Raw genomic sequence first — 3,836 nt, 5'->3', positions numbered from 1 at the left:
ATATACGTCTTAATGCAAAATATATATTGCATTTATCCTGTATATAATTTAATATATAGAATATAAGATGCGAATTATAAAGATTATCTTTACAAACGGGGTGTATTTAATGTCAGTAAGCAAAATAAAAATTGCAAGAACAGAAAAGGGGCTAACTCAACAAGAATTAGCTGCGCTTGTAAATGTTACTCGACAAACCATTGGTCTTATTGAACTTAATAAATATAATCCATCTTTAAAGCTTTGCATTGATATAGCTAAATCACTCGATAAAACTTTAGATGAATTATTTTGGGAGGAAGAATAGAATGGAAAAACTAAAAAATTGGTTTTCACTCAGTACACATTCAGATGAAAGAATTCAGCAAATTGAAATGAAAATTTGGGCCCAATCTGGAATTGTGGTTTTATTGCTAGCCTTCATAGATTTAATAATAAGGGGCGTATACTTACAAAGACCGTTTCTAGAATGGGCTACAGCTCTTGGTATCATTATCTGTTATATGGTATTCTTCTTTATTAGATCCATTTTAGCTGGTGTTTACGAACCAGAAATCGATAACAAGGAAAAGTTAAAACAAAAATTAAAAGATAAATTATCTTATACCCTTATTTTATCTTTTACTGGTGTAGCCTACACTACATATCATAATCAATTACCTCAAGACATTGTTGGATGGATGTTAGTATGTTTAAAGTTCATTTTACTTGTTACTATCTTGTTTGGTATTCAATATTTTATTACTAAATTAGCATGGAATAAATCCAATAAAATTCAATAAGTATAGAAAAAAAGCTTATCTTTTAGCACTTAATGATAAGCTTTTTTATTGTTTTCTCCATCTCTTTTTCGTTTTAGGGGCAACCTGTTCTGTAAGTTGATGGACGTGTGGTTGGACCTCTACATGGAATCCTACTGTCTTTGTTTTAATTTAGAAATTTCTAAATTAACTTTCTTTTTATTTGAAATTGTAATACAATCGAGTTAAATAAATTTAACTGGTTAAAAAAAGGATGATGCATAATGAAACAAAAAGCCATTTCCATTATCGAAACATATGAACAATTAAAAGTTATAAGCGATCCATTACGTACAAAAATGCTTATATACTTAGTCGAAAAGCCATATACAGGTCATCAACTTGCTCAGCTTTTAAATCTTTCTCGCGCAAAAATACTCTATCACCTCCGCGAACTAGAAAAACACAACATCATTCAATTAGTAAAAAAAGAAGAACAGGGAGGGAATATTTTAAAGTACTATCAGGCTGTTTCGCGTGGTTTTATTCCTGCAAATCACTTACTTCACTACATTGAATCGCAACAGGCAACAAGACAATCCTATTTAGAAGTATTACATCGTGCACAAACAAGAATATTAACTGCTCCAGATACCTCATTCGATTTAACATCTTCCCATGTTGAAGATTGGCCAAGTATCTCGATGCAAACAGAATTCTCATTAACAGAAGAACAATTTATAAAGTTTTTAAATCAGTATAGAAACCTTGTTAAAGAAACTTTAGCAGCTTCCACAGAAACTGATACTAATAAAAACTTTTATGTTACAATCACAGGTTTTGAAATTGATCAACTGCTCTTTAACGAAGATTTATAATTCATTATTTGTGGGGAGGAATATTCTTTGAGTGAGCCATTTATATCACAACAAGTTCAACCTAAGTATACAAGCATGTCATTATTTAAAAATCGTGCATTCTTATTTCTTTGGTTATCTAGTACCTCTTCTTTTCTTGCTCTTTCAACCTACCTATTTGCAGAGCAATGGTATGTTATTCGAGCTTTAGGTCAGGAATCAGCACTTGGGATTGTCATGATGGTAACTCTAATCCCGCGAGTCCTCCTAATGACTGTTGGAGGTGTATGGGCAGATCGCTTTAAACGTTCAAAAATTATGTTGGTTTCTAGCTTCACGCGTTTTTTACTGGTTTTTGTAATGATTACTTTATTACATTTACATCTATTAAATTTATGGTCGTTACTGTTTTTTGCACTACTATTTGGAATTCTGGATGCTTTCTTTTCACCAGCGAATCAGTCTCTTCTTCCTCTTCTAGTCCCAAAAGAGATGTTAACTCGATCTAATTCCTTTATTCAAACTTCCAATCAAGTTGCAATGTTTGCCGGACCAATGATAGGCGGCTGGATTATTACAGTTAGTTCTTTCTCGGTTTTATTTCTCTTCGTTGCTTGTTTTTTATTAATTACATCCGCTTTCACTTTATGTATTAAAGAAAAAAATTCTTCACCGTCTTCTAAGCAAGCATCTACCAGACAAGAGCTATTAGAAGGTTTTCAATATGTATGGAACATGCCTTTTTTAAAATCTATACTTTTTATTTTAATGACAATAAACGTCCTCTTCTTTGGCCCTTTACTTATGGGAATTCCATTATTAGCGAGCGAGGTATTACATGGAAAGGCAGTTGAGGTCAGTTTTTTACAAAGCTCTTATCAAGGAGGAATGCTAGGAGGCGCTTTATTGATTGGGCTTTTAAATATTAGGAAAAATAGAGGTCTTTCTATTCTAATACTTATTTCTTTTCTTGGTATTTTTCTTTCTCTCCTTGGTCAAATGTATGTTTTATGGCAAGGAATCCTTTTACTTGTGATGATGGGTTTCATGTCTTCTATGATTAATGTACCACTGGTGTCTATTATTCAAGAAAACAGTGAAACAGATAAGCTAGGGAGAGTTATGAGTTTCGTAAATGCCTCTTCGAACGGTTTAGTTCCGCTATCTTATGCTTTTGTATCTATATGCTTAACATTTGGCACTTCTATATCTAACATTCTACTATGTTGTGGCTTACTCATAACTATCTTATCCATTCTTTTCATAACAAAATATAAAATTGTACGTGATACAAATTAACTAAACAGTGCAGTATTTCTAGAAATTAAATGTTGGTTCAGGTTAAGCAGGTGGAGCAATGCTATTTATAAATGTACTAAAAATTTTTTCCGTATTGGGTGTACAGAGGTATCTTATTTTTATTGGAAATAAGTATATTATTCGGTATTAGGGTCCCACTATACATGCCCATCCACTTAAAATATAGGTTGATCCCCAAAACGAAAAAATAATCTGAATTCACATAAATAACTGTCAAGAGATAAAAATTTCGTTTTGGGGTATTTGCTTTTCTTAGCTTGATGGTGATGGGGTACCGTCAGCATTTCGGAAAAAAACCACGCTAAGAGTATGCAAGATTTTATACAGTTTTTCGGCTAATCCAACAACAAACAAGAACCATAAAACCGCGCCAGGCTAGGAATGTATAAAAAAATGCATAGATCCATAGAACAAAAAAAGGAGGTTCCCTTGTGAGAGTAAGGGAACCTCCTTGTCCTTGCTACCGATAATAAGACATTATGTTAACCTTACATGAATACGGTATACATACAAAAATACAAAGAAAATTGCTTATTTTAAATGATACAATTAAGAAATAGGAGGTGAGTAAAATATGACAAAAAAAACGAGTTGGACTAGTCTAATAGGATTAGTCTGGTTAGCAACCATTGCATTACTTTGGACAAACTTTGCTAAGTTGATTCCAAATAAAGTTGCTTCTCTAAGCATCTTTATTATTATGATTGTCATTGCAGCAGGAGCTAGTCTGACAGGACTTTACCGACTTAAAAAGAAAAAATATTAAGAACGGATCGTACTTCTCTCCAAATGGGGAGGAGTTTGCTCTAATATTAAAAATTCGCTTCCTATAACGGAAATTATGGTAACTATTCAAGGGAAAATAAAGAATCATCCGCTAAATATAGCGGATGATTCTTTATTTTCCTCGATGTTTTTC

5 protein-coding genes are annotated in these 3,836 nt (G+C 32.5%); all 5 read left to right on the top strand.

From position 1 onward, the window contains the following. Positions 1-109 precede the first annotated feature (109 nt). Positions 110-307, top strand: a complete 198-nt coding sequence (locus AB3X48_RS18910; protein WP_367959812.1) for a helix-turn-helix transcriptional regulator — start codon at positions 110-112, stop codon at positions 305-307. A gap of 1 nt (position 308) precedes the next feature. Further along, on the top strand, positions 309-782 hold the full coding sequence (locus AB3X48_RS18905; protein WP_133059512.1) for a DUF6773 family protein: 474 nt from the start codon (positions 309-311) through the stop codon (positions 780-782). A 242-nt stretch (positions 783-1,024) separates the two neighbouring features. Then, the gene (locus tag AB3X48_RS18900; RefSeq protein WP_088099327.1) at positions 1,025-1,618 is read left to right on the top strand and encodes an ArsR/SmtB family transcription factor; all 594 of its coding nucleotides are present in this window, start codon (positions 1,025-1,027) and stop codon (positions 1,616-1,618) included. A gap of 27 nt (positions 1,619-1,645) precedes the next feature. Further along, complete coding sequence (locus AB3X48_RS18895) at positions 1,646-2,896, top strand: MFS transporter (RefSeq protein WP_088099328.1); 1,251 nt, start codon at positions 1,646-1,648, stop codon at positions 2,894-2,896. A gap of 595 nt (positions 2,897-3,491) precedes the next feature. After that, positions 3,492-3,683, top strand: coding sequence for a hypothetical protein (locus AB3X48_RS18890; RefSeq protein ID WP_088099329.1), 192 nt, complete (start codon positions 3,492-3,494; stop codon positions 3,681-3,683). Positions 3,684-3,836: the final 153 nt, after the last annotated feature.

The sequence above is a fragment of the Bacillus sp. S4 genome, assembly GCF_040838205.1.
GTDB lineage: Bacteria > Bacillota > Bacilli > Bacillales > Bacillaceae_G > Bacillus_A > Bacillus_A cereus_U.
This window is presented reverse-complemented; position numbering and strand designations above follow the sequence as displayed.

What these genes read in the sequence shown, in the direction of transcription:
- AB3X48_RS18910 (WP_367959812.1), top strand. Translation starts at nt 110, where the DNA reads ATGTCAGTAAGCAAAATAAAAATTGCAAGAACAGAAAAGGGGCTAACT.
- AB3X48_RS18905 (WP_133059512.1), top strand. Translation starts at nt 309, where the DNA reads ATGGAAAAACTAAAAAATTGGTTTTCACTCAGTACACATTCAGATGAA.
- AB3X48_RS18900 (WP_088099327.1), top strand. Translation starts at nt 1,025, where the DNA reads ATGAAACAAAAAGCCATTTCCATTATCGAAACATATGAACAATTAAAA.
- AB3X48_RS18890 (WP_088099329.1), top strand. Translation starts at nt 3,492, where the DNA reads ATGACAAAAAAAACGAGTTGGACTAGTCTAATAGGATTAGTCTGGTTA.